Consider the following 24,237-nt stretch of genomic DNA (forward strand, 5'->3'; position numbering starts at 1 on the left):
GCTCAAACAATAAACTTAGTTTGGTCGATCACAGTCCGCATACCTAGCTGCATCATTATGGATTAGGAGCTACACTATTGGATCTAGCTGCACCACTATGGATCTAGCAACCCCACTAACGGAACTAGTAGCACCACTATGGATCTAGCAGCCCCACTAACGGAACTAGTAGCACCACTATGGATCTAGCAGCATACTAACGGATCTAGCAGCACCACTATGGATCTAGCTGCCCCACTATGGATCTAGTAGCCCCACTAACGGATCTAGTAGCCCCACTATGGATCTAGCAGCCCCACTATTGGATCTAGCAGCACCACTATGGATCTAGTAGCCCCACTAACGGATCTAGTAACCCCTATATTGGACTCAGCATTATCGGACCCAGCAGCCCTAAAACGCAGCTTTTCCCTACATTTGGTTCGCTATCGGACCCCATCGCAGCTATTGCCATAAAAAACGCCCAATAGGATCCTTTTTCGATGCAATAGCGTCACTGGGGTCCGAAACTGTGCTCCAAAGGGCGAAAATCCGTAAATAACGTCATCTGAGTCCGTGAGCCGCGGATGACGGGGAAAACTCAGCATTATCGGACCCAGCAGCCCTTAAACGCAGCTTTTCCCCACATTTGATTCGCTATCGGACCCCATAGCAGTTATTTCTATGAAAATCGCTCAATATGATCCTTTTTCGATGCAATAGCGACACTGGGGTCCGAAACTGTGCTCCAAAGGCGAAAAAAACGTAAATAACGTCATTTGAGTCCGTGAGCCACGGATGAAGATGAGGACTCCCCAATGCAGATTTTAGCTTCATACATAAATAAAGGTATCCTCACAACCCGCTCAAAGTTGTTGGGATACCCTTTTTAATGAAGTTAGCATGTTTAAAAGAAGCTTAAAGCGTTCCAGCATTGACTAGGAAGGTTGTAATAAGCAGCATAAAGAGTAAGATAATAACACCATTGACTATCGTGCCAATAATGCCAAACACCTTGCGACGTTTCCGAATGGAAAGCCCAATGATGCCGATGACTACACCGATTACATTAAGAGCAGCCAGAATAATAACCGTTAATCCTAGAAGCATTATGAATTGCGAGGACTGGCTTAATAGTTCGGAATTCTCATTAACCAATGAAGAAGACTTCATTATAATAGAGATAAAGATGGCTGCATAGCCGATGATCGACACGAGACAGATAATGAACGAAGCAATACCAGGTCCAGAATGTTGAAGATCATGTTCTACTTTTTGATGCGTAGATGATAAATCAGCGCTTGGGTAATCCGGATGAGGGTTGGGATTTCCCACCTCTGCCGCAGGTACGTCTGATTTTGACAGAGAATTTAAGTCCATGGTTTGCACTCCTTGAGAGATTAGAATGAAAATGTTGTTAATATCCACTTTTTCATATTGATGCTAAAAAAGCAACCCCTGAATGAGGCAAAATAAAAAATGACTGCTGGAAATAGGAACGGGCATTACGTTATGATAGAATGAGTCTAAAATTAAGGGGGTGTAATCATTTGCAACGGAAATTTATGGCCTGGGGGGCTGTGCTAGCAATGCTGGCAGTAGGAATTGGTGCTTTCGGTGCCCATCTACTAAAACCAGTGATCAGTGAAGACTATATGAAGGTATATGAGACTGGTGTGCAGTATCACTTGGTACATGCGCTGGGGGTAATTCTCATCGCACTGGCTGTGGGCCAATGGGGCGAAAGTGTCCGATTACGTTGGGCGGGCCGATTGTTAATTGCAGGTACCATTTTGTTCTCTGGCAGTTTGTATGTTCTGAGTATCTCCGGAATTAAGGTGCTAGGAGCGATTACACCTATCGGTGGGGTATGCTTTATAATTGGCTGGTTATGCCTTGCGATAGAGGGATTTTCACGTAAAACGTCGTCTTAGTTGTTAAAAAAAAAGAAAGACCAATAAGCACCTGTTCCCCAAAGAGGGAGGGTGCTTATTGGCTTGTAACGCATGCGCTTACAGAAACTCGTCGATTTCATTTAGATTAAAGCTGTACACCTGCTTCTCATCCACATGGTAGACACTTATAGAGTTGGCTGCTTCATCAAAGTTTAAAATACGACAGGGCATGGACACTTGTTTCCCGTACCGGTTCGCTCGTAAACGTACCAATTGATTATTCTGAATATACTGACGAATCTTCCCGTATGCATCAGCTGGCGTCTCAATGGCCGTTTGCTGTGCAGGCGTTTCTGCCTGTTTTTTTATCGGTGTATCCAGCTGCTTCTTCGTAGATTTTGGAGGCAGCTTTAATGAAATGGGAGGAGCAGAGTTTTGATTCAAAGCTAGTTTAGCGGAGCGTAGCAAGCTGTCAATGGTTCTCCCTAATTCAAGACCGGAGTTAATGTTGAAATCTGTGATATGGTCATTATTGTTCAACATTTCGAGCAGAAATTGCAGTGCAAGCGGGTTGGTACGGGCATTAATCAGGATGTCGACGTTAAATAAATAATTGCCGTCTGTGCGTTGTAGTTTCTCGTCCATAAATCCCCCAGCTTTTCGTTTAGAACATCTCTGAATGGTTACAGGAATGTAATTAACTATAACATTAAACATGCAATATTCATATACCCAGGACTACTGGAATAGGGACTATTATACTGCATTTTATACTAGGCATAGGACTACCGTCAGCACACCCACAGGAAAATTAGCATACATATACAACGTGGATAGTGAAAAAAAGGAGGTGCTGCTATTGGTTACTATGGAGCCTATTACAGTAGGTGAACATACGCTGATCGGGGTAGAGGTTAAGCTTCCCAAAACTACACTGCTCTCCATCAGCACGAACCGAGGTTATATTATGTGCGGTGCACTGGATGTCGGTCTCCTTAATGAAACACTTAGTGATCGGCATATCATCGCGGCTCGTGCGGTGGGTGTACGGACACTTGCCCAGCTTTTAGCTGCCCCGTTGGAGTCTGTAACGATAGAAGCAGAGAGTCTTGGCATCGTACCAGGTATGACGGGTGCGGAAGCGTTACTTCTTATGGTCTGACCGGAAATTTAACAATTCCAAACAAACGGGGCTTAGGCCCTTTTTGTTTGTTTGCAAGTATTCACATTTAAGCATAATCGGGTGCGTCTTTGCTCATGCTAGTACAAATAAAGGTGTTATGGAAGGCTTCTCCTTGTTTCGTATTACAGGTAAAAGGGTAAATTAAGAATAGACAAGTTACTACCGGACGAAGGAAATAGTAACCGGTAAATATAATGGATAAGGTAGGGATCATCTCATGGCTAAAGCATCGAATAAAGTAAATACAACTTCACTGGAACAGATCATGAATCGTCAGGTTGCTAACTTAAATGTCCTGTACGTAAAAATTCATAACTTTCATTGGTATGTCAAAGGAGAACAGTTCTTCTCCCTTCATGTGAAATTTGAGGAATTATATAATGAAGTAACCCTTCACATGGATGAAGTAGCAGAACGCTTGCTAACCATCAAAGGCAGTCCGGCAGCAACATTGAAAGAATATTTGGAATTAGCTACAATTCAAGAAGCTACAGGTAAGGAAGATACACGGGGAATGGTTCAGTCTCTGATTGAAGACTTCGCCACCATCTCTGAAGAGCTGACAGAAGGCATCGAGCTTGCCGAAGAAACCAAGGATCAGCCAACCTCAGATATGTTCATTAAAATCCGTAGTGATCTGGAGAAACACCAATGGATGCTACGTTCGTTTCTTAGCTAATCATTAAGCAGTTTGAATAAGGCTTCCTGCGGGAAGTCTTATTTTTGCGTAGTCTTATGTTTAATGAAAATCTTCTCTGAGTCACAAGTGATTAGCTAAAGAGAAATTTGTAAAAAAACAAGGTTTGATATAAAATTAGTGAGAATCATTGATAATCATTGTGATTCAATTTATAATAATTATAATGTGATAGAAAATCTAATTGTGCTGGGAATCAGGATTATCCTGTTTCAATACAACTTTTGATTTCGCAAATCGATCAATGGAGGGAATAATATTATGGCAGCAGAATTTGTCATTGAGGGTCTTAAAGCGACGATTGAGGGAAAAGAAATTTTGAAGGGGATTAACCTTCAAATGAAAGGTGGCGAAATTCACGCCATCATGGGACCAAACGGTACAGGTAAAAGTACTTTGGCTTCGGCGCTAATGGGTCATCCTAAATACGAAGTAACTGATGGAACTGCAACTCTTGATGGTGAAGATCTTCTGGAGATGGCTGTTGATGAACGCGCACGTGCAGGTCTTTTCCTTGCAATGCAATATCCAAGCGAAATCTCTGGAGTAACTAACTCCGACTTCTTGCGTTCTGCCATTAATTCCCGTCGTGAAGAGGGAAGCGAAATCTCGTTGATTCGTTTTATTCGCCAAATGGAAGCAAAGATGAAAGAACTAGATATGAACCCTGAGTTTTTACACCGTTACTTGAACGAAGGCTTCTCCGGTGGTGAGAAGAAACGTAATGAAATTCTACAAATGATGATGCTGGATCCAAAAATCGTGATCTTGGACGAAATTGACTCCGGTCTTGATATTGATGCTTTGAAAATTGTAGCTGAAGGCGTAAACTCCATGCGGAGCGAAGAACGCGGCTTCTTAGTTATTACCCACTATCAACGTCTTTTGAACTACATCAAACCTGATTATGTTCACGTTATGATGCAAGGTAGAATCGTGAAATCCGGTGGTCCAGAGCTTGCACAGCGTCTGGAAGCAGAGGGTTATGAATGGATTAAAGAAGAACTCGGAATTGAAGATGAAACTGTAGGGCAAGAAGCGTAAGAAACGCCAGGAAGGAGGAGACCACTATGACGACACAGACCATTCTTCCGGTGGATGCCGAACGCTTGAGCGAATTATCGCACAGCAGCGGCGAACCGGGTTGGCTGAAAGAAAGCCGCTTGAAGGCACTAGAATTGGCAGCTACTCTGACACTGCCTAAATTAGAGAAGACACGGATTGATCGTTGGAATGTCAATAATTATGGTAGCTATAAAGCAAGTGAACCTTTTGCTTCGCTAAGTGATGCACCTGCATCTATTTCTTCCTTGATCAAGGATCAGGAGGAAGGCAGCCTGATTATTCAACGCAACTCCGGTGCAGTATATACACGTATCGCTCCTGAGCTTGCAGAACAGGGTGTTATTTTTACAGATCTACAGACAGCTGTTAAAGAACACGGAGATTTGGCTCAACGTTACTTGCATAAAGCCATTCAGCCAGACGAACATTCTATCGCAGCGCTTCATGCTGCATTGTGGAATGGTGGAGTATTCCTCTATGTTCCTAAGAATGTTGTTATTGAAACTCCGCTTCAAGCAGTGCTGTTAACGGATGATGCGGAAGCTACTTTTGTTCCACACATTCTGGTCGTAGCTGATACTAACAGTTCCGTAACCTATGTAGACAACTACGTATCGGATAAAGAAGAAGCTGGACTACACAATGGTGCGGTAGAGGTATTCGTGGGCGCTGGCGCTAAAGTTCGTTATGCTACAGTGCATCAGCTTGGTGTAGATACTACAGATGTAACTTATCGCCGGGCTGTTGTTGAGAATGACGGAGTCATCGAATGGATCGTTGGTGAGATGAACTACGGAGATACTGCGAGTGATACCAAGTCTGTGCTTAAAGGCAACGGTTCTAGCTCCGATGCTAAAGTAATTGCAGTAGGTACGGGATCACAGAAACTGAATTACACCACTCAAGCTCAGCATTTTGGCAAAAGCACACCAAGTGACATGATCACTCGTGCAGTTATGCGTGATTCTGCTACTTCTATCATCAACGGAATCACCAAGATTGAGAAAGGTGCTACTAGAGCGGACGGCCAGCAAACGGAAAAAGTATTGATGCTGAGTCCAAAAGCCCGTGGTGACGCCAATCCGATCCTGCTTATTGATGAAGATGATGTTACAGCCGGCCATGCCGCTTCCGTAGGACAGGTCAATCACGAGCAAGTCTTTTACCTAATGTCCCGCGGAATTACACGGCATGATGCAGAGACTCTGATCATCTACGGCTTCTTGGCTCCTGTTGTGTCACAAATTCCACTGGAGGGACTGCGCAATCAGCTCCAATCTCTTGTGGAAAGGAAGTTAGTGCAATGATTAGCAACGCCATCCGGGAGCAATTCCCCATACTGAACCAAAATGTGAACGGACATCCACTGGTCTATCTGGACAGTGCTGCTACTTCACAGAAGCCTCGGAAAGTAATTGAGGCGGTCAAATCGTATTATGAGTGGGATAACGCCAACGTACACCGTGGCGTCCATACTTTAGGCAGCCGAGCAACCGATGCCTACGAGGGAGCCCGGGAGAAGCTAGCTAAGTTTATTAACGCCCGCAGCACTAAAGAAATTATCTTTACGCGCGGAACAACTACAGCCTTAAATCTTGTGGCCTCTTCTTACGGACCCTCTGCTGTGGGTGAAGGCGACGAAATCGTCATCACCTTAATGGAGCATCATAGTAATCTGATTCCATGGCAGCAGCTCGCTAAGAAGACCGGTGCTACATTAAAATATATACCGTTGCAACCTGATGGAACGGTTACGTTGGAAGCTGCCGAGCAGACGATTACGGATAAAACCAAAATCGTTGCTATCGCTTATGTATCCAACGTTATGGGAGTAACTCATCCTATTAAAGAGCTTGCGGCTATTGCTCATCGTCATGGTGCAGTAATTGTCGTAGATGGTGCACAAAGCACACCACATATGAAGGTCGATGTGCAGGATCTGGATTGTGATTTCTATGCACTATCTGGTCATAAAATGCTCGCACCCACCGGAATTGGCGCTTTGTATGGCAAGAGAGCACTTCTCGAAGCCATGGAGCCCGTCGAATTCGGTGGCGAGATGATCGATGATGTGGGTCTTTATGAATCCACATGGAAAGAATTGCCTTGGAAGTTTGAAGGCGGTACGCCGATCATAGCTGGTGCTGTTGGTCTAGGTGCAGCCATTGATTTCTTACAAGAAATCGGTTTGGATGAGATACACCGCCATGAGAAAGCTCTTGCAGCGTATGCAGAGCAACGTCTGTCAGAGATCGAGGGTCTGAACATTTATGGCCCTCGAAATCGAGAAGTCGGCGTTGTCACCTTTAATCTGGGTGACGTTCACCCGCATGATGTCGCTACAGTGCTAGATGCGGAAGGCATTGCCATCCGCGCCGGGCATCACTGCTGTCAGCCGCTGATGCGCTGGCTGGAAGCCAGCTCTACAGCACGTGCAAGCTTTTATCTGTATAATAACGAGCAGGATGTAGATCGACTGGTGGACGCTTTAATCAAGACAAAGGAGTACTTCAGCTATGAACTTGGATGACTTATACAGACGCGTAATTATGGATCATTATAAAAGTCCTCGAAATCGCGGTTCATTTGAAGATGATGCTCTAAAAATTGAACTGAATAACCCAACCTGTGGTGACCGGATTACTCTTCAGCTTAAGGTAGAGGATGGAATCGTAAAGGATGCCCGTTATAATGGTGAAGGCTGTTCGATCAGTATGTCGTCGGCTTCGATGATGACTGAGGCGATCAAAGGACAAACGGTTGAACGTGCGCTTGAACTGGCTGATAACTTCTCCTTACTGATGAAGGGTGAAGACGTGGATTTTGGAGATTACGAAGACATTGAAGCCCTTTCGGGTGTGAATAAATTCCCTGCGCGGATCAAATGCGCAACACTGGCTTGGAACGCACTTCGTAAAGGAATTGACGAAGAAGAGCAACATAAATAACAGTAGAACAAGGAGGCTGACACCATGGCTAAGAAAGCGCCTGATATGGAAGAATACCAGTACGGGTTCCGTGATGAGCATAAATCGATATTCCAGTCTGGTAAAGGTTTGACGGCCGAAATTGTTAAAGAAATTTCAGCAATCAAAAATGAACCACAGTGGATGCTTGACTTCCGCTTGAAATCTTTGGAGCAGTTCCGTAAAATGCCAATGCCAACATGGGGCGGCAATATGGATGATTTGGACTTCGAGGATATTCAATACTATGTAAGACCTTCAGAGAAGCAAGGGAAGACTTGGGAAGAAGTTCCTTCCGAAATCAAAGAAACCTTTGATAAGCTGGGGATTCCGGAAGCGGAACAGAAGTTCCTCGCCGGCGTTTCGGCACAATATGAATCTGAGGTAGTCTATCACAGCATGCAGAAGAGCCTTGAAGATCAAGGGGTTATTTTTACAGATACCGACACTGCATTGCGTGAGCACCCAGAGCTTCTGAAAAAATATTTCGGGACGATCATCCCTCCAACCGATAATAAGTTTGCCGCACTTAACAGTGCAGTTTGGTCAGGCGGCAGCTTCATCTATGTTCCTAAAGGTGTGAAATGTGAAGTTCCTTTGCAGGCTTACTTCCGTATTAACTCTGAGAACATGGGACAATTCGAACGTACTTTGATCCTTGCTGATGAAGACAGCTTCGTGCACTACGTAGAAGGATGTACTGCTCCAATCTATAGCACGAACTCTCTGCACAGTGCGGTTGTTGAAATCTTGTGTATGAAGAACGCTCGCGTTCGTTATACCACAATCCAGAACTGGGCTCCAAACATCTACAACCTCGTTACGAAACGTGCGGTTGCAGAAGAGAATGCTACTATGGAATGGGTCGATGGTAACATCGGTTCCAAGCTGACCATGAAATACCCTGCGGTTGTTCTTAAAGGCCGTGGTGCTAAAGGTTCAGTACTATCCATCGCGGTAGCAGGTAAAGACCAGCATCAGGATGCGGGTGCCAAGATGATCCATTTGGCTCCAGATACAACATCCACCATTGTATCGAAATCCATCAGTAAACATGGCGGTAAAGTAACTTACCGTGGTCTAGCTTCCTTCGGCCGTCAAGCAGAAGGTGCGAAATCGAACATTAAATGTGATACGCTAATTTTGGATAATGAGTCCACTTCGGATACTATTCCTTACAATGAAATCATGAACGATAACATCGTTCTTGAGCATGAAGCAACCGTGTCTAAAGTTTCTGAGGAGCAACTGTTCTACCTGATGAGCCGTGGCCTCACAGAAGCAGAAGCGACTCAAATGATCATCATGGGCTTCATCGAGCCGTTCACAAAAGAACTGCCGATGGAATATGCGGTCGAAATGAACCGTCTGATCAAGTTCGAGATGGAGGGAAGCATAGGATAACCTTTATTTACAAGGGTTTTCTGGTTTAAAAGGTGGTGACCGCCCCCTTTTTGCCCCCTTTGCTTAATTTACGTAGTTTACGTAAAGAGTGAGAGCATCATCTTCAATTTTTTCAGTAATATGCAGATACGTGTCCGCTGTGATCTTGACACTCTTGTGTCCAAGACGAGCGGACACGTATTTTATTGTGGCCCCAGCTTCCAGTAGATGCACAGCGTGGGTATGCCGGAGGGCGTGAGGTGACAATATGGGTAGAGCGACACGTTTACATACAGCCTTAAAATAATCTCTCACAACATTTGTCCTAAGCCATCTACCGTCATGTTGCGAAAAGACTAAATTGTCTTTAGAGGCTTTGTAGTTTTCGTATCGAAGAACTACTTCTTTCTGGTTAATGCGGTGCCGCCTAAGAATTTTAATCGTAGGCTCGTCCAGCTTTATAAGCCGGTTGCTCGATTTAGATTTTGGTGTAGAGATGTACGGGTTAGTATTTAGGGGATAAACGAGAGTTTTACTAATAGATAAGGTTCGCATGTCCAGTTGAATGTCATCCCAAGTTAAAGCTAGTGCCTCGCCGATCCGGATTCCTGTCCGAGCAAGCAATGTAAACAGCGTTTCATATTGTCTCGATTCCTTATATTTTGAATTTTTGACTGGTCGAGCTGAAGTAAGGAACATATCTAATTGCTCCCGACTAAACCAACTCACTTTCTTCTTATCCTCAGTTTCTTTGGGTATTTTAATTTTTTGCAAAGGATTCTCACGGATAATATTAAATTCATGAACGGCATCGCTCATTGCACAATTCATGATACTGTGTATCCGCCGAACAGTCCCTTCGCTATAATGCCCCCGCAATTCGTTTATCCACTCCTGATACTCATTACGAGTGATTTCTTTGATTTTTAAATGACCCCAGCGAGGCAGAATATTCAAGCGTACATTTCGTTCCTGAACCGTGTACGTAATAGGTTTAACATTAGGCTTTTTATACACCTCAAGCCATTTTTCGAAGTATTTGTTCACAAGTTCATTGCCATCAGGCATAAATCCATAATATTCAACTTCCAGTTGCGCAGCAGCAGCAGCTAGCACTGCCTCTGGTTTGGTTTTGAACCCCCCTTTAGATGTTTCGTCCTGAGCACCTGTTTTACGATTTGTGAACTTAATTCGGTACTCCCAAGTTGAACCTCGTTTTCTGTAATAGGCCATCTACACAACCTCCTTACCATGATAACTTTCTAGTCATTATTTGATCGCGAGCGATCTTCATTTCTACATCGTGCATATGAATAACGTAACACCTTTTCTTTAAACCGTGTCTGTACAAGAGTTGGTGGACCTGTAATGTAACAATACCATCGAAACAAATAACGTCACTACTAAAGGTTGACATGCATTCAATTCGCTGCATTTCATCCAAATCAATCTCAGGAAGCCGCTCTCCGATGGGTAATTCAATTTCGCGGCAGTTTATTAATGTCCATTCATCCAGAGTGACTATAAGTTGGGAGGGGCCGTCAGTTGTTCCAGAAGGATCGTAATACACAGCAAACTCCACCTCGTCGTTCACGGTAGTATTCACCTCCTTTCGTGGCTGGATTGCATTCGAAATCTCAGCATTCATACCCCCTTCAAATTCCCTCCGTAAAATTTGTTCATACCTCTTTTGCGCTAATTCTAAGTTAACTGAGAAGACAATTGATAATTGCTCTATAGCTTGTCTGCGGTCTGGAGAGAGAATTATTTGATTAATCATGAAGAAAGGCATCAAAGCATAAATTTTAAATTGTTCTGTGTCGTCTTCCTGATATTTAACAAAGGATTTAGGTAGTAAATTTTGGTTGCCTGAACGCCTTAGGAGATGGCCTAACTCGTGAAGAAAGTCTTCTCTTTGTTCTTGTAATGTTTTTTGATCATTCAAAAAAATTAACAGTTTACCTTTTTTAGTTTGATGAGAAGTACTTCGCACCTTTACATAGGTTACAGTGACATTTAATTTTTTGGCGATAGCTGAGACTGCGATATCTCCTGGAAGATGAATACCATTATTTATATAAAGGTGCTTCACAAACTCTTCTAAGTGGGTTTCTTTGTAATATTTAAACATAAGAACCTCCTATCCAGATCGTATGTTCGTATTTATGGGTATGCAGAATCAACAAAATAGCTGATTCTACAGGATTTATTTATCATCAGATTCAGAAGCGCGTTTGATAATTTCCCATATTTGTCTTAGTTCCTTGATTCTCTCTTCTGGGGCATCCAATAGCTCTTTGAAAAATAAGTTGTTCTCGGGATCGTTAATAAATGATTCAAACTCGAATTGCTCCTTATTTTTGTCATCTGATGAGTTTTCGAGTAGAACATCCAAAGACACATCGAAATAATCAGCAATGATTCGTACTGCTTCCATTTTCGGATCAGTTAAATTATTTTCCCATCTAGAAACCATGCTCTTGCTGAAGGAAGTGGAATACCTGCTGTTAATTTCCTTTACGAACTGGTCTAAACTCAATTTTCTATCTGACCTTAGTTTTTTTAAGAGATCACCAAACATTGGAACGCCACTCCTTCTTAATATTACGTACATCTAATATAATACATATTTCGTTCCTATAATGCAACAGTGTGATAAAATATTATTCCTATTTAGGAACAAAAGGTGTTGACAGTGCAGATAAGTTGGTTTAATCTGAGGTTGTTCCTATTAAGGAACGAAAGGAGGGGCAACAATGGCAACAATGTCGCCTAATGCAAATCGCAGAAGACAGCCATACACGAAGATCAAAGTTTTTCTATATCAGAAGAACATCCCTCAGAATGAAGTGGGACAAGTGATCGGGAAAACTGTAAGTGCGATTAATCAAAAACTAAATGGAACGGGTGGTGATTTCTCTTTGGGAGAAGCAAGGATCCTTTGTGAGCACTTTGGTATACCGAAGGAATTTTTTTTTGAGGTGAGTGTTCCTTTAAAGGAACTCGCTAGTTCGGAGGTGACAAGTGAATAACATTCTTTCAGTAAACGTGAATAAAACAGAAGTCATGAAAATGTGTCGTGAACAGATTGAGTTGCTTGTTAAAGAAGTTGACTCGGAATATGTTTTTTGGGACACATCAGAACTTAAGCGTCGTACTTGTCTTTCTTGGAATACAATACAATCTCTTTTCTTCTTCGACCCTCGGTTCCCAAAAAGAAAGATTGGGGGGAAGTGGTTTTTTCCCGCAAGAGAAACACGGCGTTTTTTGGAAGAATGGCTTGAGGAACAACCGAGATGATCTATCAGCCATCATAGGGTTTTATACCTGAAAGGAGATACCCCATGAGCAATAAGAAAAGCAGGTACCCAGATCTGGCAACTATATTTCAAAACTGTTTGAATCGTGGTTGTACGACAGAGCAAATACAAGACTTCACAGACCGCACTCGTCGTAACTGGTTAGATAATCCAAGTATGTTAGCACTCATAGATGACTTAGAAGTAAGGTATATAACTTCTCTAGGTGAAGGTAAGGAGGTTTAGTTACGTGACAGTAATCATATGCAGCACAGTCAGATGCCCTTACCCCACTTGTGGTCATACAGGTGAAGTAATCACAGTTAATCATTGCCGCACAGCTCATAACATGGAGCGTAAAGAGTTGTTCGGAAAATACGGCAAGCCGCAAAGTATCGGATACGATCCTCAAGCCGCAAACAAGAATCTAGAAGGACACACGCCAATTCAGCGATTAAATATCGGATACCCTAGCGACTCCAATAACGCGAAAGATAGGAGATCAGCTAGGAGTAAAGGGAGGTAGGGATTTATGCATAAACAAATTGTTAAGGAGCCAGTTACAATTGACAGCCGTGAAGTAGCAGACATGATGGGTAAACGTCATGACCATCTTTTATCAGACATTCGGAGATATGCAGAGATTTTGGACTCCCAAGATCTCGGGAGTCATCAATTCTTCATTCCAAGCCATTATCTCAATGCACAGAACAAAGAACAGCCTAATTACCTCTTGACTCGTAAAGGTTGCGATATGGTAGCCAATAAAATGACAGGAGAAAAGGGTGTGCTCTTCACAGCTGCTTATGTGACTAAATTCGAAGCTATGGAAGAAAAGATCAAGAATCCATTCGCTGGGGCTAGTAAAGAATTACAAGCAATTCTGATGCTGGATATTCGAACTAAAGAAATGGAAGATCGGGTAGAGCATTTAGAAAACCGCACAACGATTGATTACGGGCAGCAACGAACACTAAAAAAGGCAGGGAACAAGCGAGTTTTAGAAATCGTGGGTGGAAAGAAATCAGCAGCCTATAAGGATAGCAGCCTTCGGACGCAAGTATATTCAGCGCTGTGGAATGAATTCACTGAGTTCTTTGAGATCAATTCATATAACAACACATTCATTAAAGATTACGATCGTGCGCTTCACTACGTTCCACATTGGAATCCACCCAACAACCTAATGAGACAGATTGAACAAGCAAATGGTCAAATGTTGTTTTGAACTCATCAAGAATAGGAGGGATCTTATGGACAAGCATACAATTGTTGCAGATCTTCGCGAAGAGGTTGCATTTTGGAAGACAGTTGAAGATGATGCGTTGTTACGAGGTGGCGAGATTGATTTCAGTATCTATTTATTTGCCGCTAGAATTCGGCGCGGATGTCAGGATCAGCTACTGAAAGTCTGGGATGAAATCGCCTTAGACAAGTTTCGAAATGGCCGATTAAATGAAAAACAGCCCACCGGGGTAGGAGCCGGAAGGCTAGACACGTGCACAACAAATTTAATTAAGGACAGTCTATCAGCATTTGGAGGAAAAAGCAATGCAAGCTAAAGATTGGAATTTACCAATGGTAGATGTAACTGGACGAAAATATGAGGTTACAATCCAATCTACAAGTTTATTTAATGCAGTTTTATCTATGCATAAGCGCCAACCCTATGCCGATCCCATCCTTGATGGGATGGATTTCACGGCTCAAGAACGTGCAGCAATAGATCACTCTAAATATGTAAAGGACATGCATGAAGAGTCGCTAGACCTTGTTTTAAAAACGATGAATTATCCGGAATGGATGAGAACTCCAGAACAAAGGAGAAGAGACTTTTTAGAGCGTCAGATACAGCGTGAGAAAGTAACTTCAGGCTGGACCAACGGTAATTTTAGCTGTCTAGCCTGCGAGACAGTAATTCCTGAAGGGCAGGTACATCTATTAGCCCATGGCGGTCATATCTGTAATTATCATTGCTTCGGCAACAAATTAATGAAAGATCGAGCTGAGTCAAATGGACATTGATATTAAGCAGTATATCAAGGACATCAGAAAATTGCGTGCTCAGGCTGACGCATACGATGACAATGCTCCTGGAGCAATCATGGAAAAAATACGCCTGCTTACAGCTGCTCACATGCTTATTGGACGAGTATCGGCTGTTAGAGACGGTGAGCATGCTCGTATCTATGCAGCCCGTAAAATAGCTTATGCCAAAGCTAGAAAGGAAGCAAAGCGCGGAGAGAAAGAGATAGCCGGCGATCTTGCTATTGAGGACTTGCGAATGGTTGAGGCTACAGCTCTTGAAGAAAAGATGATGTGGAAGAATGAGTTTTCTTCTCTCCGTGAGTACATTTATGAACTCAGATTAAGAGTACGGGTTGATATGAACACATTAGGAGGTGGGGATTAATGAAAGACGAATCTGCCATGAAGGTTTTAGAAGCAACGGCTATTAGGAGACGGTTGAGAACACTATACGCCGAACATAAAAAAGGTTCGAAGCTTACTCAGAAACGAAAAAATAAAATAGAAAAAGAAATTTTTGAGTTGCAACAAAAAATGAAATCTCTTAATAAAACCTACCAGCCTAAACTTAAGCTTCTTAATCCTAAAACTCTGCACAAACAAAGATCACTTGGAAATTGTATTAACCCTAAGTGTCGGAAAAAGATACCAATCGGACAAGCAGTTGTTAAATACGGTCATAAGGGGTTGTGCTGCGATTATAAGTGTCTGATTGGTGCGATGAATGGAAGCTAAGGAAAGGGGTCTGACATCATGGCAAGGCCATTAAAAGAAGGCCTAGACTATTTCCCATTGGATATTGATTTTGATCAGGATGATAAATTAGTTGTCCCAATAGCTAAATATGGAATGCAGGGACTCGGAGTTATCGTAAAAATTATGATGAATATTTATCGCAATGGATATTTTTATCCCTGGGAGGAGCGTGAACACTATGCCCTTTCCAGTAAGGTTAATGCTGACATTAACACTGTAAAAGAGATCGTAAATGAATGCATAAACTGGGGATTCTTCAATGAAAATGTATACAAAAATTACAAGGTGTTGACATCAAGAGGGTTCCAGAAAAGATATATTGAGGCAGCGAAAAGACGTAAAGAAGTAACTTTATTTGAAGGTCATTTACTCATTGATCCGTTAGAAGAAAGTAAGAAAGTATCACACTCAATCGTGATCGTCAGTGCTGAAAGTACACCAGTTAATGTTTACATTAATCCCGACAAACAAGGGAAAATGTCAGCAGAAAGTACACAAAGTAAAGTAAAGGAAAGTAAAGGAGAGGAAAGTAAAGAAAAAGAAAGTGAAATAAAACCAATAGAGATAGAGGTGCCTCTGCCAGTTAATCCGTTCCGGATGTTTGAAGCTGAAGGGTTTGGCACAATCAGTTCTGTGATATCTGATCAGCTTAATGACTTTATAAATGACTATGGCGAAAGATGGCTTTGCGAGGCTATGCGTACTTCGATAATTGCTGGCAAGCGAAATCTTAGTTATGTTCGTGCCATTCTAAAACGATGGAAATCCGAAGGCATAGACGAGCCATGGACAAAGGAGAAAGAACTACGAAGCAATCCTTCTACTAATAGTTATAGGAATGGGCGGGGTGGGCAAAGTGGGAAACCACAAATTGAAATTACTAAGAACCCCGTTGCTCCTCCTACACAAGAAGAAATCGAACTTCATGAGAAGTCCATGGCTGAGCTTCTTGATAAAAGAAAACGAGCTGAGGAGGAGAAAAGACGTTGAAATTTCTAAACTGGAAGACTGACACCGAGCTTCTGCAGATAATCAACAATGACTCTCTAGATTATGACATACGCATTCACGCCACCATGGAACTTATAGCCAGAGAAAAAATAAAAAAGCTCATAATGGTGCTCGTCGATCGTAGACGTTCAGAGGTGTGGTGATTATGACTGCTGCTGAACGCCGGGAGAAATACTTGCTAAATGAATTCGATAGAATCTTTGAATCCTTGGAATATCGACTTTTTGAACATTTGGCAGCAGCTGACCATATCGTAGCTAAAATTATTTCAGAGGCATCAACTGCAGGTGTTGGGTTATCAACTAGTCAAAAAGTTGTACGGGCAAAGATTGAGGACATGATTGACCAAATAGCTGAAAAACGTGAATTAGAATCCCCAAAAAGAGCGAGGAAAGATTCGAAATGACACATTACGAGGTTGGTAAGAAATATAAAAAGATCGTAACAGTTGCAAAAATGCATGAGGATGCCCCGAGCGTACTAATGATTGATGATATGCGTTATGTACTTGATCCGCCGCGGACTCCTAGAAAGGGTGGTAAAGATGGCTCAAGGAAATAGAGGTGCAGCTTTTGAAAACTTAATTAATTTCACAAATGAATCCTATGAACATAGAGAATTAGCCGTCATCAATAAGCGATCAACGCCAGTAAAGGTAACAAAGAGTAAAGGAACAAAAGTACTTGCTGGATTCTTTGAAGCTAAATCAACTGTTGATTACGATGGCATCTATCGTGGAAGAGCTGTTTTTTTCGAAGCTAAGTCAATCCAAGAGCTAGATCGATTTGACCTTAAAAACGTTGCAGATCATCAATACGAGCACTTAGAAAAATGTCATAAGTTTGGGGCTCTATGCTTCGTCCTAGTGGAGTTTAGAAAACAACGAAAGACGTACTTATTACCATTCACTGCGTTGAGAGCTTATAAGACTGAGGCAGCTCGTGGAGGCCGTAAGAGCATGACACTAGATAACATGGAGATAGATGCCTATGAAGTTAGTTCAGGACGAAGCATGCCACTAGATTATTTAGCTACAGTTGATAGAGTTTGGTTCGAGGACACTCAGAAGAATGCCTGATAGAAATGGCTGGCTGACCCGTAACGAAGCTGCAGAATGTGGTAAGCCACTTTATATCACAGGCGGTCCCGGATGGCGTCCAGAACGTCCCAAAGGTTGGGCAATCCTACCAAAATATCGATGTGCGCAACTTAAAGCTCATGTGGAAGCTACCGAACAGCCTATTGCTTATCTTCATGTACGAAATGCAATTCCACCTTATAGCTATGCTCCATTGTACGCTCGGGACAAGCAACAGATCGAAGTAAGCCAGCTTACGCCAGGCGAACTTGCAGAAGCGGAGAGAGGATCATGATTCTGGTATGTCTCCAGTGTGGATCAGATATGAGGGAAATTACCCTGGACTTATATCGTTGTACTGAATGTGAGTGGGAGGCAGAGCAATTATCTATAGAACAACCTACTAAACAAAATCAAAGAGAGATGAGGTGTAGCATGGTTCAAGAAACCCCTCATAAAACTTTCTGGAAACCGCAGAAACAAGAGAAACCCAAGAAGACAAGCAGCTTAGGGCAGCGGAAGAAGGAGAAGAAAGAGGTATCTCCTTTGAAGCAAAAGATATTCGCAGATCACAAGCCAGGTAAAAGTTCAAAACAGCGCTGTGAGTTTCCAGTGGCAGTAATTAAGGAATTGATTGCAGAGGCTGACGGTAAATGTTCACATTGTAAAACTGCCCCGGATACAACAACACATCATGTAATGCCACGAGGAAGAAAGGGCAGGGGAGTTAAGACAAATGGATTACGCCTTTGTGGGGTCTGCCATGACATTATCCAAACGGATGAAGAGCTCTTGCAGTACTGGATTTCAGTATTTTGGAATAAATACGGCGATTACTTTTGGTTTGATGAACAAGATTGGGACGAACACAATCACAAGCTAAATAAGCAGATGGAACTAGAGAAGGTAAAAGAAGAACGATTGCAGCAGATTGAACCTATAGCGGATCTAATCGCAACGGCAGCCGGTCGAGAGCTTCGAGCAAAGGAGCTTAGATTGCTGGAGTCGTTTGAAACTAAGGATTTGAATATCTTCACCGCGATGTTTACTGATGCTCTTAATGGCTATGCAGCACAGGGATCTTACCATCCTAATGATCGATTTGAAGATTAGTTAATTCATATAACAACGCGTAAAGGGTGGTATTGATGACAGAAACTGAACGTCGCAGACACTTCCAACGAATCAAATCTTTGAGTAACGATAAGTTTTGGCGCTACATGAATGTACTGCATACCCGAGCTTATACCAAGGCAGAAAACCATTATCAAGAGGCTATGGATATCGTATTAACACCAAAGCAGAAAGCAGCAGTAATTGCTAAGGCTAATGAGATTCGAGAGTTATGGGATGGCATGCCATCAATCACGTTAGATGCTACAGAGGATGCAGAAATGCGAGAGTTGGGAGTTTAATACAAATTCGGGTATAGGCCGTAAGGAGAGAGCGAGAAATGATCAATAAAGAAATGTATTTCGAAGACAATCTTGCTTCGCAGGGAACAAGTTTTTATCTAAGAGATGAATCAGATAATGCCTCGGCTGTTATGGGTCTTATTTTTGAAAAGATGAAACTGCGAGGATGGTTCATTCAGACAGATCAGCGTATTTTAAGAGATTACGCTTGTTTGGCAAAAGACCACTTTGAGGGGCATAAAGGCGATCTTAAGTTTAAGGCTGAAAAATACCGCATGGGATTCAAAATTGAATTTTTCCAAGAAATTAACACAGTCAATAGAAGCGGCGGTTACTATGATTTCGATAAATTAAAGCTCATGCCATACTTGCTTCGCTTGTCATTTCTAACTGAATTAAAACACATCAAAGAAACGTGCAAGGCAGATGGGTATCTGGATCAATCCAAGCCGGTTACAGTCAGGGCTTTTGATAAAGTGATGGACCACATTAAAAGCTCATGCCATTACAAAGAAGGTAAAGAATTACCGGAGTACGAGGTACCAAGTTACAACAGCAAAGATAAAGACGGGAAACGCATCCGGAATGGAGAAGTTAAGTATTTCAGAGATCGTAAAGGGTGTTTGCAGCGCGGCATTGTTTACCACAATATCAACAACATGTGGTGGGTCATACTGCATGAATATAACTACAGAAATATTGCGAGTTTTGAGTTCTTTGATTTAGACAGTGAGGAAAACCGGAAGCGAAAACTGATCAAGAAATCTGGTCATCACAAACCAGCAGCGCGCATTAAATTCAGCGAACCTGTGGCAGCCCAGATTAGCAAGGAATGCAAGAGTATAGGCAAAGAAGGACGTTTAGTGAAAGCAAATGAGATGCTCTCAAAGCTTTATAAATTTGATTGGACTTCAAGATTTTTCGCATTTGAATTAAAAGCCAACGGACGGTTGTCCCTAATAGAAATCGAAAGCAAGGCATGGGGGAACCACAAGGTACATGAGAGCCACATAAAGCTTAGTTTATATGGTCGAACGTTACCAATGTCCAGTACAGAAAGCTATTGGGTGAAGGCTCTGAGGGAATATGTGGTTCATGGCAAACGAACGATTACAGAATGGTTTTGTAAGGATAGTAATGGGCAGGGACCAGACGCGCATTACTGGCCGGAAGTTCGGAAGATAGCCTGGGAAATAGGTGCATTAGCATCTTAAATGACCAAAGAGAATTGAGGGTTAACCACCCTCTTTCCTATAAAGGAGACGATTGGCAATGGAAAATACGTTAACTCTTGAACAAATGTTTGAAATGCAAAAAGTACTGGATGCACGAATCATCAAAGAAAAGGGGCTTGAAGGCGTTGATCTGCTGCCTAATACAATATTAGCTCTTCAGGTAGAAATCGGAGAATTGGCAAATGAATGGCGCGGATTCAAGCATTGGAGCAAGAATCAGAAACCACGTACTCGTGCCGTGCGGAGCTTGGGCGTAGATGATATTGGTGTCGAGCGCGGAGAAGCTTACAATCCTCTACTAGAAGAATACGTAGACTGCCTACACTTCTTTCTGAGCATCGCTAGGCAGCTTAAACTTCCCGCAGATGATTTGTATGTTTGGGAAGATGTGGTTGAAGCAGAAACAGCAATCTTATTTACGGATTTATTGCACAATGTTGGGTTGATTCTCGGAGACAAGCTACTAGCAACACCTCCTAATGATAACGCTAAGTTTCAACGTGAGCATTTCCGGTCGGCGCTATTCGCTTTTTATAGCCTCGGGGAGCAACGACTAGGATTTACCTTCGAGCAGATTGCAGAAGCCTATGCAGCCAAGAACAAAGTAAACCATGATCGTCAATCCAATGGATATTAAGAGAGGGTGACATTATGACTGAACTTAAGAAATGCCCCGAATGTGGTCGGACACTTTGTCAACTCTGTGAGGAAAAACATTCTGAATTGGTCATGAAAAATAAGTTCAACGGCAAAGAACTGGAAGTTTGCAAGGAATGCCATAAGGAGGTATGGGGCAAATGAGTGAATCAGGAAAAGTTTCCTTACCGGAAATTGACTACACAAGATTACAATCCATCAGAGATAAGCACCTACGAATGGATAAGGAGATATTCTGGAACGAATTAGAGGTAAAACCCGGATCTCTTCATGGGGACAGGGCGTGCTTACTCGGAATTATTGATTATTATATGGCAGCTCTTGAAAAGGCAGAAAAGGAAAAAGACAAAGCTATAGACCTGCTTGGTGACAACCTGGACGACAAGGCTGCATTGATCGATAGATACGGCAAAGAGATTACGGAGCTGCGAGACAGGCTGTATGAGGCAAACCAAGATGCTGAAACTGAGCAAAAACTCAACGATATATTGCACGAAACGAATAAAGAATTGCGAAAGAAACTAGCAGAGGCACAGCAGACCATAGACCGACAACGAAAAGCACTGGAACGAATCTTGAATTGTACAGGAATCGGATATGAAAGAGCATGGCGTACATCCCTTTTGATCGCAAAAGAAGCGCTCGGGGGAAATAAGGAAGGGAGCGACAAGGCATGAGCTTCAGAACAGATGAAATAAAGACCTATCGAACAATAGTGATTTGCGACGATTGCGGAAAAGAAAAAGTTATAGCAGATAGTGACATTCCACTTGGATTTGATAACCGTATGAACGGTGCATTGAAGAACGGATATATGTTTAAGCAGGAAGGTAGCGTATTCAAAAACTATTGTTTTCAGTGCGAATCTAAGCGCAGGGAGGGTAAGTCATGACACAGGTAAAGGATATGATCGATGAAAAATTAGACTTTGCTCTTGCTGAGCAACTGGGATGGGTAAACGCATGGGATGGAGTAAGGCTCGTGTGGCTTGATGGGAAAACAAATGAGTTTCGCCGCAAAGTTACAGGCTGGCATCCTTCAACTGATCCTGCTGCCAGCCTAGAGGTACAGGCAAAGGCGCTTGAATTGAATTACAAGGCGTATATTGACCACTTGGATGAGTTCGTAAACACTGATGAACTCACGATATGTTCAGAACCAAGCTATAGAGCTATAGCAAGTTTGTTGCTCGCCAGCCCCCGAGAGAGGGCAGAGGCGGCATATATCACACTACAGCAAAAGGAGTGACACCATGGACTATAAACAGAAGACCTTCATAGCAACCGGGGAAGTGCTGAAGGCATATACCGACGAAACCAGACCTGGTCCATGGGTGCTGGCATGGAGTGGAGGCAAGGACAGCTCAGTCACAGCATCGATCGTATTCAATGCGATGTTGCTTTACCAGAAAAGTCATCCGGATGGACTGAACAGAGAAATTTATCTTACTACCGCACAAACGAATCTTGATTTTGTCACTGATCCACTCAAACAGAGTGAACTGATAAAGATTAAAAAGCTGATAGAAGAGCAGAAACTTCCCGTGAAAATAGTGGAAGTAGCAGCCCCGATAGAAAAGAGCTTCATGTATCTTGTGCTTGGCCGGGGGTATCCGTTACCAAAGAGCAGGATGAACCGATGGTGTACGGAACGCCTGAAGATTGAACCATCCCAAAAAGAACACAAGGCGATTAAACCAGCGCTCACTGTTACTGGGGTTCGTTTAAGCGAGTCGGCAGAGCGTCGAAACAATATCGAGAACAGACAGGTGTCAGAATACTTCAGTGCAAATGAATTTATGCCGATCGTCAATTTCACATTGGATGACGTTTGGAGCTACTTGGTACGTGAGGGCATGGCCTGGGGAGATGCTGAGGCGTTGGGTCAACTTTACAAAGAAGCCACTGGAGAATGCGGATTACGGCAGCGTAAGGCTGGTGCTGGAGAGAAAAACGATGATCCATGTGGCGCGCGTACTGGTTGTATCATCTGCCCAGTGGTAACCATCGATAAGAGCAGCCAAGAGTTTGCAAAGCACAATCCATGGTTACAGCCCTATGTAGGACTGAGAAACCTCATGATTCAAATGTACAAGGACCCACGCAACAAAGCCGGGCGTAAGCGTGATGGAACTGTACTGGAATATGGACACGGCACATTTACAGTAAAGGCAAGAATGAAGCTATATGAGTCTGTACGGCAGGCAGAACAAGAGAACGAGGAATTAGCACGGATGCATGGTGTAGAGCCGCAGAAGCTAATCTACTCCAAGGAGCTTGATGAACTGATCCGTAACCAATGGGAGGAAGATTTGAGAGAATGCCCTTGGGTGGAAGACGCAGACGAGGTGGGGTTGTTTTACGAGTCCAAGATCAAGGGACTAGTTAATGGCTATCAGTTGGTGTGGAACATCCACTATGCAGAGGTGACACTTTGAAGAAACTAAGCCTGTTCAGCGGCATCGGCGGAATTGATTTAGCAGCTGAGTGGGCCGGTATGCAGACGATAGCATTTTGCGAACGTGAACCATTCCCGCAGAAAGTATTAAAGAAGCACTGGCCGGATGTTCCTATATACGACGATGTATGCACGTTAACGAAAGCGAGGTTAGAAGCAGATGGAATCGACACTAGAGCAATTGGACTTATTTCCGCCGGATACCCTTGCCAGCCTTTTAGTAATGCCGGGAAGCGAGAAGGCGAAAATGACAACCGCCACCTCTGGCCAGAAGTTAAGCGCCTACTGGAAGAGATCAGACCCCGTTGGTTTATTGGCGAAAATGTTGCTGGACACGTCACTTTGGGCCTCGACGATGTGCTTTCTGACTTGGGAGACATCGGGTACGCCGCACAACCGATTGTTATTCCAGCTGCGGCCGTCGGCGCCCCGCACAGAAGAGATCGGGTCTTCATTGTGGGGTACACCGAGCGCGGCGGATGCGGTGGGGAGCCACGGGGGAGGGCAGAGCAAGAGCCTCCGAACGGATATTGCAAATTGGAAGAACGGGTTATGGTCAACTCCTCAAGCCCGGGATTATCGAAGTGGAGACAACCCGAATGGAACGAGAGCCAACAGGAAGCAGGAACAGGGTTGGAGTCAGAATCTGAACGATCAGGTGAAAATGTGGCCGACACCAACTGCATCCGAAACAACAGCTCGGGAGAATGTGGAATTGACTGCAACAGGCAGGAGGAGTTGCAAAAACGGGAACAGTCACAGCGTGGATTTGGCTACTTCGGTCAAAATGTGGCCGACTCCAGCAGCTCAAGACAGCAAGAATGCAACATTACCTCCATCTCAGATGGAGAGAGACACGGTTCCCGGGGCATTAATGAGAAACGGACAATCCGGTCAATTGAATCCGAATTGGGTAGAGTGCTTGATGGGGTTTCCAGAAGGCTGGACGGACATAGATGGCCTGCAGGACAAGGAGCAGAGCAATCTGACTGGGAGCCGCCAAGGGTAGCGACGGGCGTAAAGAACAGAGTTGGTCGTTTGAAGGGTCTTGGTAACGCAGTAGTTCCCTGGCAGATCTACCCAATCGTAGCAGCGATAAAAGCGATAGATGATTCACTAGGCCGATAGGCCCC

General features: G+C 43.3%; 36 protein-coding genes. 31 read left to right on the top strand and 5 right to left on the bottom strand.

Annotation, left to right across the window (positions count from 1 at the left end):
- Positions 1 to 897: 897 nt before the first annotated feature.
- Positions 898 to 1,359: a hypothetical protein gene (locus NSQ91_RS08720; protein WP_076124771.1), complete on the bottom strand. Its 462-nt coding sequence runs from the start codon at positions 1,357 to 1,359 to the stop codon at positions 898 to 900.
- Positions 1,360 to 1,529: 170 nt separating this feature from the next.
- Between NSQ91_RS08720 and NSQ91_RS08725 the strand changes: the two genes are divergently transcribed.
- Positions 1,530 to 1,913, top strand: coding sequence for a DUF423 domain-containing protein (locus tag NSQ91_RS08725; protein WP_076124773.1), 384 nt, complete (start codon positions 1,530 to 1,532; stop codon positions 1,911 to 1,913).
- 78 nt (positions 1,914 to 1,991) lie between these two features.
- Here the strand turns inward: NSQ91_RS08725 and NSQ91_RS08730 are convergent, their stop codons facing one another.
- Complete coding sequence (locus tag NSQ91_RS08730; protein WP_036684355.1) at positions 1,992 to 2,519, bottom strand: hypothetical protein; 528 nt, start codon at positions 2,517 to 2,519, stop codon at positions 1,992 to 1,994.
- 214 nt (positions 2,520 to 2,733) lie between these two features.
- Here NSQ91_RS08730 and NSQ91_RS08735 point away from each other — a divergent pair, with 214 nt between their 5' ends.
- The 7 genes from NSQ91_RS08735 to sufB all read left to right on the top strand — a co-directional run bounded on the left by NSQ91_RS08735 (position 2,734) and on the right by sufB (position 9,189).
- On the top strand, positions 2,734 to 3,036 hold the full coding sequence (locus tag NSQ91_RS08735) for a YunC family protein (protein WP_036684352.1): 303 nt from the start codon (positions 2,734 to 2,736) through the stop codon (positions 3,034 to 3,036).
- A gap of 238 nt (positions 3,037 to 3,274) precedes the next feature.
- Positions 3,275 to 3,736, top strand: a complete 462-nt coding sequence (locus tag NSQ91_RS08740; protein ID WP_036684350.1) for a Dps family protein — start codon at positions 3,275 to 3,277, stop codon at positions 3,734 to 3,736.
- Between the two features lie 279 nt (positions 3,737 to 4,015).
- Positions 4,016 to 4,798, top strand: a complete 783-nt coding sequence (sufC, locus tag NSQ91_RS08745; RefSeq protein WP_036684347.1) for a Fe-S cluster assembly ATPase SufC — start codon at positions 4,016 to 4,018, stop codon at positions 4,796 to 4,798.
- Between the two features lie 26 nt (positions 4,799 to 4,824).
- Entirely contained in the window at positions 4,825 to 6,126 is a 1,302-nt protein-coding gene (sufD, locus tag NSQ91_RS08750) for a Fe-S cluster assembly protein SufD (protein ID WP_076303881.1), read from the top strand.
- On the top strand, positions 6,123 to 7,349 hold the full coding sequence (locus NSQ91_RS08755; protein ID WP_076219340.1) for a cysteine desulfurase: 1,227 nt from the start codon (positions 6,123 to 6,125) through the stop codon (positions 7,347 to 7,349). The genes sufD and NSQ91_RS08755 overlap by 4 nt, the downstream gene beginning before the upstream one ends.
- Entirely contained in the window at positions 7,336 to 7,767 is a 432-nt protein-coding gene (gene sufU / locus NSQ91_RS08760; RefSeq protein WP_036684339.1) for a Fe-S cluster assembly sulfur transfer protein SufU, read from the top strand. Before NSQ91_RS08755 ends, sufU begins: the two co-directional genes overlap by 14 nt.
- A gap of 24 nt (positions 7,768 to 7,791) precedes the next feature.
- Positions 7,792 to 9,189: a Fe-S cluster assembly protein SufB gene (sufB, locus tag NSQ91_RS08765; RefSeq protein WP_036684335.1), complete on the top strand. Its 1,398-nt coding sequence runs from the start codon at positions 7,792 to 7,794 to the stop codon at positions 9,187 to 9,189.
- Between the two features lie 63 nt (positions 9,190 to 9,252).
- Here sufB and NSQ91_RS08770 read toward each other — a convergent pair whose 3' ends face one another.
- The 3 genes from NSQ91_RS08770 to NSQ91_RS08780 form a co-directional block, all read right to left on the bottom strand.
- Entirely contained in the window at positions 9,253 to 10,401 is a 1,149-nt protein-coding gene (locus tag NSQ91_RS08770; protein ID WP_076104490.1) for a tyrosine-type recombinase/integrase, read from the bottom strand.
- Positions 10,402 to 10,414: 13 nt separating this feature from the next.
- A complete protein-coding gene (locus NSQ91_RS08775; protein ID WP_076303882.1) occupies positions 10,415 to 11,299 on the bottom strand; it encodes an ImmA/IrrE family metallo-endopeptidase in 885 nt (294 codons plus the stop codon).
- A gap of 75 nt (positions 11,300 to 11,374) precedes the next feature.
- A complete protein-coding gene (locus NSQ91_RS08780) occupies positions 11,375 to 11,749 on the bottom strand; it encodes a helix-turn-helix domain-containing protein (protein ID WP_081391804.1) in 375 nt (124 codons plus the stop codon).
- 175 nt (positions 11,750 to 11,924) lie between these two features.
- On the opposite strand from NSQ91_RS08780, the gene NSQ91_RS08785 reads away from it, so the two are divergent.
- The 23 genes from NSQ91_RS08785 (at position 11,925) to NSQ91_RS08895 (ending at position 24,232) form a co-directional block, all read left to right on the top strand.
- Positions 11,925 to 12,200, top strand: coding sequence for a helix-turn-helix transcriptional regulator (locus NSQ91_RS08785; protein ID WP_218641820.1), 276 nt, complete (start codon positions 11,925 to 11,927; stop codon positions 12,198 to 12,200).
- Position 12,201: 1 nt separating this feature from the next.
- Positions 12,202 to 12,468, top strand: a complete 267-nt coding sequence (locus NSQ91_RS08790) for a group-specific protein (protein ID WP_036684541.1) — start codon at positions 12,202 to 12,204, stop codon at positions 12,466 to 12,468.
- Between the two features lie 249 nt (positions 12,469 to 12,717).
- A complete protein-coding gene (locus NSQ91_RS08795; protein ID WP_076303885.1) occupies positions 12,718 to 12,993 on the top strand; it encodes a hypothetical protein in 276 nt (91 codons plus the stop codon).
- 6 nt (positions 12,994 to 12,999) lie between these two features.
- Positions 13,000 to 13,695 carry a Rha family transcriptional regulator gene (locus NSQ91_RS08800; protein WP_076303886.1) on the top strand — a complete coding sequence of 232 codons (696 nt, stop codon included), beginning with the start codon at positions 13,000 to 13,002 and terminating at the stop codon, positions 13,693 to 13,695.
- 25 nt (positions 13,696 to 13,720) lie between these two features.
- On the top strand, positions 13,721 to 14,029 hold the full coding sequence (locus tag NSQ91_RS08805; RefSeq protein WP_076303887.1) for a hypothetical protein: 309 nt from the start codon (positions 13,721 to 13,723) through the stop codon (positions 14,027 to 14,029).
- On the top strand, positions 14,019 to 14,492 hold the full coding sequence (locus NSQ91_RS08810) for a hypothetical protein (protein ID WP_076303888.1): 474 nt from the start codon (positions 14,019 to 14,021) through the stop codon (positions 14,490 to 14,492). Before NSQ91_RS08805 ends, NSQ91_RS08810 begins: the two co-directional genes overlap by 11 nt.
- Positions 14,482 to 14,880 carry a hypothetical protein gene (locus NSQ91_RS08815; protein ID WP_036684313.1) on the top strand — a complete coding sequence of 133 codons (399 nt, stop codon included), beginning with the start codon at positions 14,482 to 14,484 and terminating at the stop codon, positions 14,878 to 14,880. Before NSQ91_RS08810 ends, NSQ91_RS08815 begins: the two co-directional genes overlap by 11 nt.
- Positions 14,880 to 15,230 carry a hypothetical protein gene (locus NSQ91_RS08820; protein WP_076144253.1) on the top strand — a complete coding sequence of 117 codons (351 nt, stop codon included), beginning with the start codon at positions 14,880 to 14,882 and terminating at the stop codon, positions 15,228 to 15,230. Before NSQ91_RS08815 ends, NSQ91_RS08820 begins: the two co-directional genes overlap by 1 nt.
- Positions 15,231 to 15,248: 18 nt before the next feature.
- A complete protein-coding gene (locus NSQ91_RS08825) occupies positions 15,249 to 16,241 on the top strand; it encodes a Lin1244/Lin1753 domain-containing protein (RefSeq protein ID WP_076303889.1) in 993 nt (330 codons plus the stop codon).
- Positions 16,238 to 16,405, top strand: a complete 168-nt coding sequence (locus tag NSQ91_RS08830; protein WP_155986576.1) for a hypothetical protein — start codon at positions 16,238 to 16,240, stop codon at positions 16,403 to 16,405. Before NSQ91_RS08825 ends, NSQ91_RS08830 begins: the two co-directional genes overlap by 4 nt.
- A gap of 2 nt (positions 16,406 to 16,407) precedes the next feature.
- Positions 16,408 to 16,668 (top strand): hypothetical protein, encoded by a 261-nt coding sequence (locus NSQ91_RS08835; RefSeq protein WP_076303890.1) that lies wholly within the window; start codon positions 16,408 to 16,410, stop codon positions 16,666 to 16,668.
- A complete protein-coding gene (locus NSQ91_RS08840) occupies positions 16,665 to 16,823 on the top strand; it encodes a hypothetical protein (protein WP_175618927.1) in 159 nt (52 codons plus the stop codon). Before NSQ91_RS08835 ends, NSQ91_RS08840 begins: the two co-directional genes overlap by 4 nt.
- Positions 16,807 to 17,340, top strand: coding sequence for a Holliday junction resolvase RecU (locus NSQ91_RS08845; RefSeq protein WP_076303891.1), 534 nt, complete (start codon positions 16,807 to 16,809; stop codon positions 17,338 to 17,340). The genes NSQ91_RS08840 and NSQ91_RS08845 overlap by 17 nt, the downstream gene beginning before the upstream one ends.
- Positions 17,333 to 17,635 carry a hypothetical protein gene (locus NSQ91_RS08850; protein ID WP_036684300.1) on the top strand — a complete coding sequence of 101 codons (303 nt, stop codon included), beginning with the start codon at positions 17,333 to 17,335 and terminating at the stop codon, positions 17,633 to 17,635. The genes NSQ91_RS08845 and NSQ91_RS08850 overlap by 8 nt, the downstream gene beginning before the upstream one ends.
- Positions 17,636 to 17,775: 140 nt before the next feature.
- Entirely contained in the window at positions 17,776 to 18,453 is a 678-nt protein-coding gene (locus NSQ91_RS08855) for an HNH endonuclease (protein WP_256716476.1), read from the top strand.
- Between the two features lie 35 nt (positions 18,454 to 18,488).
- Positions 18,489 to 18,755, top strand: coding sequence for a hypothetical protein (locus NSQ91_RS08860; RefSeq protein WP_076219416.1), 267 nt, complete (start codon positions 18,489 to 18,491; stop codon positions 18,753 to 18,755).
- A gap of 38 nt (positions 18,756 to 18,793) precedes the next feature.
- Positions 18,794 to 19,969: a hypothetical protein gene (locus NSQ91_RS08865; protein WP_081391805.1), complete on the top strand. Its 1,176-nt coding sequence runs from the start codon at positions 18,794 to 18,796 to the stop codon at positions 19,967 to 19,969.
- Positions 19,970 to 20,027: 58 nt separating this feature from the next.
- The gene (locus tag NSQ91_RS08870) at positions 20,028 to 20,627 is read left to right on the top strand and encodes a dUTP diphosphatase (RefSeq protein ID WP_076303892.1); all 600 of its coding nucleotides are present in this window, start codon (positions 20,028 to 20,030) and stop codon (positions 20,625 to 20,627) included.
- A 160-nt stretch (positions 20,628 to 20,787) separates the two neighbouring features.
- A complete protein-coding gene (locus tag NSQ91_RS08875) occupies positions 20,788 to 21,324 on the top strand; it encodes a hypothetical protein (RefSeq protein WP_076303893.1) in 537 nt (178 codons plus the stop codon).
- A complete protein-coding gene (locus tag NSQ91_RS08880; protein ID WP_076303894.1) occupies positions 21,321 to 21,539 on the top strand; it encodes a hypothetical protein in 219 nt (72 codons plus the stop codon). Before NSQ91_RS08875 ends, NSQ91_RS08880 begins: the two co-directional genes overlap by 4 nt.
- Positions 21,536 to 21,895, top strand: a complete 360-nt coding sequence (locus tag NSQ91_RS08885) for a hypothetical protein (protein WP_076303895.1) — start codon at positions 21,536 to 21,538, stop codon at positions 21,893 to 21,895. Before NSQ91_RS08880 ends, NSQ91_RS08885 begins: the two co-directional genes overlap by 4 nt.
- A 4-nt stretch (positions 21,896 to 21,899) precedes the next feature.
- On the top strand, positions 21,900 to 23,084 hold the full coding sequence (locus NSQ91_RS08890) for a phosphoadenosine phosphosulfate reductase domain-containing protein (RefSeq protein WP_076303896.1): 1,185 nt from the start codon (positions 21,900 to 21,902) through the stop codon (positions 23,082 to 23,084).
- Entirely contained in the window at positions 23,081 to 24,232 is a 1,152-nt protein-coding gene (locus tag NSQ91_RS08895; protein ID WP_076303897.1) for a DNA cytosine methyltransferase, read from the top strand. Before NSQ91_RS08890 ends, NSQ91_RS08895 begins: the two co-directional genes overlap by 4 nt.
- Positions 24,233 to 24,237: the final 5 nt, after the last annotated feature.

This window comes from Paenibacillus sp. FSL R7-0048 (assembly GCF_038004505.1).
Classification (GTDB): domain Bacteria; phylum Bacillota; class Bacilli; order Paenibacillales; family Paenibacillaceae; genus Paenibacillus_AQ; species Paenibacillus_AQ odorifer.

Excerpts from the sequence above, each read along its gene's own strand:
- NSQ91_RS08870 (WP_076303892.1), top strand. The coding sequence starts at position 20,028 with ATGGAAAATACGTTAACTCTTGAACAAATGTTTGAAATGCAAAAAGTA.
- NSQ91_RS08835 (WP_076303890.1), top strand. The coding sequence starts at position 16,408 with ATGACTGCTGCTGAACGCCGGGAGAAATACTTGCTAAATGAATTCGAT.
- NSQ91_RS08780 (WP_081391804.1), bottom strand. The coding sequence starts at position 11,749 with ATGTTTGGTGATCTCTTAAAAAAACTAAGGTCAGATAGAAAATTGAGT.
- NSQ91_RS08885 (WP_076303895.1), top strand. The coding sequence starts at position 21,536 with ATGACACAGGTAAAGGATATGATCGATGAAAAATTAGACTTTGCTCTT.
- NSQ91_RS08740 (WP_036684350.1), top strand. The coding sequence starts at position 3,275 with ATGGCTAAAGCATCGAATAAAGTAAATACAACTTCACTGGAACAGATC.
- NSQ91_RS08730 (WP_036684355.1), bottom strand. The coding sequence starts at position 2,519 with ATGGACGAGAAACTACAACGCACAGACGGCAATTATTTATTTAACGTC.
- NSQ91_RS08800 (WP_076303886.1), top strand. The coding sequence starts at position 13,000 with ATGCATAAACAAATTGTTAAGGAGCCAGTTACAATTGACAGCCGTGAA.
- NSQ91_RS08785 (WP_218641820.1), top strand. The coding sequence starts at position 11,925 with ATGGCAACAATGTCGCCTAATGCAAATCGCAGAAGACAGCCATACACG.
- NSQ91_RS08720 (WP_076124771.1), bottom strand. The coding sequence starts at position 1,359 with ATGGACTTAAATTCTCTGTCAAAATCAGACGTACCTGCGGCAGAGGTG.
- NSQ91_RS08865 (WP_081391805.1), top strand. The coding sequence starts at position 18,794 with ATGATCAATAAAGAAATGTATTTCGAAGACAATCTTGCTTCGCAGGGA.
- NSQ91_RS08845 (WP_076303891.1), top strand. The coding sequence starts at position 16,807 with ATGGCTCAAGGAAATAGAGGTGCAGCTTTTGAAAACTTAATTAATTTC.
- sufU (WP_036684339.1), top strand. The coding sequence starts at position 7,336 with ATGAACTTGGATGACTTATACAGACGCGTAATTATGGATCATTATAAA.
- NSQ91_RS08775 (WP_076303882.1), bottom strand. The coding sequence starts at position 11,299 with ATGTTTAAATATTACAAAGAAACCCACTTAGAAGAGTTTGTGAAGCAC.
- NSQ91_RS08825 (WP_076303889.1), top strand. The coding sequence starts at position 15,249 with ATGGCAAGGCCATTAAAAGAAGGCCTAGACTATTTCCCATTGGATATT.
- sufD (WP_076303881.1), top strand. The coding sequence starts at position 4,825 with ATGACGACACAGACCATTCTTCCGGTGGATGCCGAACGCTTGAGCGAA.
- NSQ91_RS08855 (WP_256716476.1), top strand. The coding sequence starts at position 17,776 with ATGGTTCAAGAAACCCCTCATAAAACTTTCTGGAAACCGCAGAAACAA.
- NSQ91_RS08755 (WP_076219340.1), top strand. The coding sequence starts at position 6,123 with ATGATTAGCAACGCCATCCGGGAGCAATTCCCCATACTGAACCAAAAT.
- NSQ91_RS08880 (WP_076303894.1), top strand. The coding sequence starts at position 21,321 with ATGAGCTTCAGAACAGATGAAATAAAGACCTATCGAACAATAGTGATT.
- NSQ91_RS08860 (WP_076219416.1), top strand. The coding sequence starts at position 18,489 with ATGACAGAAACTGAACGTCGCAGACACTTCCAACGAATCAAATCTTTG.
- NSQ91_RS08875 (WP_076303893.1), top strand. The coding sequence starts at position 20,788 with ATGAGTGAATCAGGAAAAGTTTCCTTACCGGAAATTGACTACACAAGA.
- NSQ91_RS08840 (WP_175618927.1), top strand. The coding sequence starts at position 16,665 with ATGACACATTACGAGGTTGGTAAGAAATATAAAAAGATCGTAACAGTT.
- NSQ91_RS08815 (WP_036684313.1), top strand. The coding sequence starts at position 14,482 with ATGGACATTGATATTAAGCAGTATATCAAGGACATCAGAAAATTGCGT.
- NSQ91_RS08820 (WP_076144253.1), top strand. The coding sequence starts at position 14,880 with ATGAAAGACGAATCTGCCATGAAGGTTTTAGAAGCAACGGCTATTAGG.
- NSQ91_RS08850 (WP_036684300.1), top strand. The coding sequence starts at position 17,333 with ATGCCTGATAGAAATGGCTGGCTGACCCGTAACGAAGCTGCAGAATGT.
- NSQ91_RS08890 (WP_076303896.1), top strand. The coding sequence starts at position 21,900 with ATGGACTATAAACAGAAGACCTTCATAGCAACCGGGGAAGTGCTGAAG.
- sufC (WP_036684347.1), top strand. The coding sequence starts at position 4,016 with ATGGCAGCAGAATTTGTCATTGAGGGTCTTAAAGCGACGATTGAGGGA.
- NSQ91_RS08810 (WP_076303888.1), top strand. The coding sequence starts at position 14,019 with ATGCAAGCTAAAGATTGGAATTTACCAATGGTAGATGTAACTGGACGA.
- sufB (WP_036684335.1), top strand. The coding sequence starts at position 7,792 with ATGGCTAAGAAAGCGCCTGATATGGAAGAATACCAGTACGGGTTCCGT.
- NSQ91_RS08805 (WP_076303887.1), top strand. The coding sequence starts at position 13,721 with ATGGACAAGCATACAATTGTTGCAGATCTTCGCGAAGAGGTTGCATTT.
- NSQ91_RS08770 (WP_076104490.1), bottom strand. The coding sequence starts at position 10,401 with ATGGCCTATTACAGAAAACGAGGTTCAACTTGGGAGTACCGAATTAAG.